Here is a 3495-nt window from a genome sequence, read left to right on the forward strand (position 1 = left end):
TTATTATCCTCACTTCAAGATTATCCCAAGCCAATAACGATAAGTATTGATTATTAAGTATATAACATCATTACTTGCTATAATAGCTTGGGATAATATTTGATGATATTACTTCCGTGTAAACTGTTTTAACCAGTTTTTTATGTGGGGCTTAGTTTCCCATTCTCCCTTCTCGGGGCGTTCAGGGGTGATGTCTGCATATGCCTTCTCTAGCGCATCTCTCTTTTGCTTAGAGTCTGCACGAGCATATATTTCAGTAGTCTTGATGGACGCATGACCTAATATGTCCCGTATGTAGACAAGATTCACGCCGGCCTGCAACAGATGCATGGCTTTCGAGTGCCTGAAAGAGTGTGGGGATATTTTATCCGGGAGAAACCCGGGATGCTTAACCCTTACATCGTTTGCATACAATGTAATGATATGCGCTATTCCGGAGTTTGAGAGTTTCGCACCACGGTTATTGTAGAAGAGATACCTTCTCTCTCTTCCCGGCAAATCAAGTTTATGTTCGGACAGATACAGTTTCATTATGGATACCAGCCGCTTTTGTAATGGAACAACCCTCTTCTTACGGCCTTTTCCGAATAAAGTCACATATGCTGGCGGTTCCAGTGACAAGTCGGTTGGAGTAAGGTTGATGAGCTCCTGCACCCTGGCACCACTTTCGTAAAGTAGGGATAATATGGCAAGATGCCGTCTTCCCTGCATTGTGTCAGTCGGTATCTCTGCAAGTAGGGTTTTCATTGCTTCGATGCTCAATGAGGATATGGGGCCTGACGCTTTATGCTTGGCCTTTATTGTCATTATTTGTTGCCAGCAACCGATTCTCTTAACGTCCTCGTATTGTAGATATTTGCAGAACGCATGTATCGCAGCAAGGCGTGCGTTACGCGTGTTGTCGGTGCATTTTCTTTCAGTCTGTAGCCAGTCTAAGAATCCTGTCGTGCAATCACGTGTAAGGTGTTTCAGCTCGATTCGTTCTGCCGGGATTTTCTCCACCTCCAACATATAGTCCAGCATCAAGTCAAACGTGTAGGCATAGCTCCTAAGAGTGTGGTGCTAACGCCCCGCTCTTTCATCAGATAGTCCGACAAGAAAATTGTAAGGTGCCGGGCAAAGTCAGTTTCTTTTTCCATAATACATGTTGTTTTTGTCGACATCGGGGAAGATGCCTCCAGTTGTAGAAGATATTATATCAATCACTTCGGGATAGAACTCACGCGTAAGCCTCAGATACCATTCCGTTTCCCTGACACCCGCATGGCCGAGGAGAACTGACAGGACTGGTAATCCGGCATACAGATCCACGCCTTCGGTTGCCATCTTTTGTAAGGTATGTACTGCGAACGTATGACGGAGGTCGTGAACCCGGGGGCCTTGTTTTTTGCCTTTGTGGGCTATCCCGCATTGCCGAAGTATCTTTTTGAAGAAAGTGTATGGCGTGGTTGCCGTGAACGGCTTTCCTATTCCTGACACAAACAGGTGGCGTTCCGGCTTGCAGATTCCTTCCACCGGCATCATGTCACGATATTTCATGTATTGTAACAATACCGCTTTCAATTCTGGATTCATGGGGATAATCCTCTCCTTGTCGTTCTTAGTTTTTGTCAATAAAATTGCATCTGACTGAAAATTGACGTCTCCATTCTTAATGTTAAGAGCCTCCGAGATTCGCATTCCGGTCGAATATAACAGCCGGAACAGGCATGGCATGCAGATAAGGCAACTTTTGGGACAGAAGCCTTTCTGTTCCGATTTGTCAATGGTTTCCATGATTCGATACATTTCTTCATGTGTGAACACATAGGGAAAGTATATGTTGGATGGACGCTTTGGAACCCTTGGCACAAAGCACTCTATGCCGAGTCTACACATGTATTTGAGGAACTGGATGAGTTGGGTATGTTTGGCATAGGATGTCCTGTCGCAGATGTTCCTTAAAGAGTTTTCCCACGCCGACACCATCCCTCTTGTGACATACAGCTCATTGAACCCGTTCTCCAACATGGCTTCGTCCCATTGCTGCAATGTGTGGCGGTAAACATCCGAATTGACGACAAGATTGCCTTTCATTTTCAAGAACTCCAGTATGTACGGGGCAAAAGCGCTACGAAAGACGTATCCTTTATTCATAGAATATACCTCCTTTCTGCGTATAAAATCTTTCCGGGACCAACGAGGGCGAAAGCAATATAGACTTCAATTTCGCCAAGTCCACCCTCAAATAATTGGAGGTTGTTGCCGTGGACACATGCCCCAATGTACTGCTGATTATGGGTAATGGAGTTTCTTTGGACAGGAGCTGAGATGCAAGGGAATGTCTGAACGCATGAATACCGTGCCGACGACGCTGTATGTTTACACCTGACTGTTGGATAGCCTTCTGCAACCCAAGCCATACGGTATCACGCGACACTCCTTTGTATGGCGGACGCATTGAAATAAACACATGTTCATCATCCGAGGACGGTCTTTCTGCTTGGAGATAATCTATGATTGCATTTCCTACATCCGTCAGCAACGGAAGCACAACCTCGTGTTTTGTCTTGTATTGAATGATGGAGATGGTGCATTTATCCCAGTCCAGATTTGCGAAGCGAAGCCGGATTATATCCGACACTCTCAGCCCAAGCCTTGATGCCAGCAGAAACATCGCATACAGACGTCTGCCTCCGAAATTGCTCCTGTCAATGGAGTTTTCTATAAGGGCAATCTCGTCCTGATTGTAAACCGACGGTACTTTCTCCCGTTGTGGAGCCTTTACTGAATCAAGTAATGCCCCAAGGCTATACTTGACATGCCCTTCCGTCAAAAGATATTTGAAGAACATCTTCATTACATACAGTCGCTGTCCTCTGCTGTTTGTACTTGTGGAGATGAAATCGATGATGTGCGACTCTGTGATTTCAGCCACTTGCTTGACTCCTTTAATTTGAACCACTGCGATAAACTGGGATATTACGCGTTGGTAAACCTCTATCGTTTTCGGGGAAGCACGTTCCGAACGCTTTAGTTCAATAAGCCGTCTTGCCACTGCTCCTATTTCTCCAGGAAGTTCATGCCTTTGGCTTGGAGGACGATTTACCATTATATGCCCATACCTTAACACCGAGTTCAACATGCCGATGCAACGATAGTGCTTTTCCCATTGGGTGTTTCTAGTAAGACTTTCAAGAAAAGAGTCTCCAATGCCGGGATTATAGAACTCTACTCCTCTCTCTGACATGTAGGCGAGGATACCCCGTTCAAGATTCGACATGTGTGTGGCAATAGTGCTCTCACTATAGCCATTGCTTATCATCTTCTCCTGACAGGTAGTAATTAGTGATTTGATGTTTGTTTGTTTCATATTGAAAAATTTGTTGGTACTCTTCCAATATAGCACAATATTCTTATCCGCCAAACATTATCACCAGTAAATCTGATATACAGTTAAATACATAGTATACCAAAGGCATTCTCTGGATAATATTTTACTTTGGATAATAGTGA

General features: G+C 44.5%; 3 protein-coding genes. All 3 read right to left on the bottom strand.

Annotated features, from left to right (window positions below; genetic code table 11):
• Positions 1 to 108 precede the first annotated feature (108 nt).
• The gene (locus JCM12259_RS15570; protein WP_234396616.1) at positions 109 to 1023 is read right to left on the bottom strand and encodes a tyrosine-type recombinase/integrase; all 915 of its coding nucleotides are present in this window, start codon (positions 1021 to 1023) and stop codon (positions 109 to 111) included.
• A 99-nt stretch (positions 1024 to 1122) separates the two neighbouring features.
• A complete protein-coding gene (locus JCM12259_RS12485) occupies positions 1123 to 2136 on the bottom strand; it encodes a tyrosine-type recombinase/integrase (RefSeq protein WP_025066691.1) in 1014 nt (337 codons plus the stop codon).
• Positions 2129 to 3304: a tyrosine-type recombinase/integrase gene (locus tag JCM12259_RS16345; RefSeq protein ID WP_159105386.1), complete on the bottom strand. Its 1176-nt coding sequence runs from the start codon at positions 3302 to 3304 to the stop codon at positions 2129 to 2131. The genes JCM12259_RS12485 and JCM12259_RS16345 overlap by 8 nt, the downstream gene beginning before the upstream one ends.
• Positions 3305 to 3495: the final 191 nt, after the last annotated feature.

Source organism: Hoylesella enoeca JCM 12259 (assembly GCF_000613405.1).
GTDB lineage: Bacteria > Bacteroidota > Bacteroidia > Bacteroidales > Bacteroidaceae > Prevotella > Prevotella enoeca.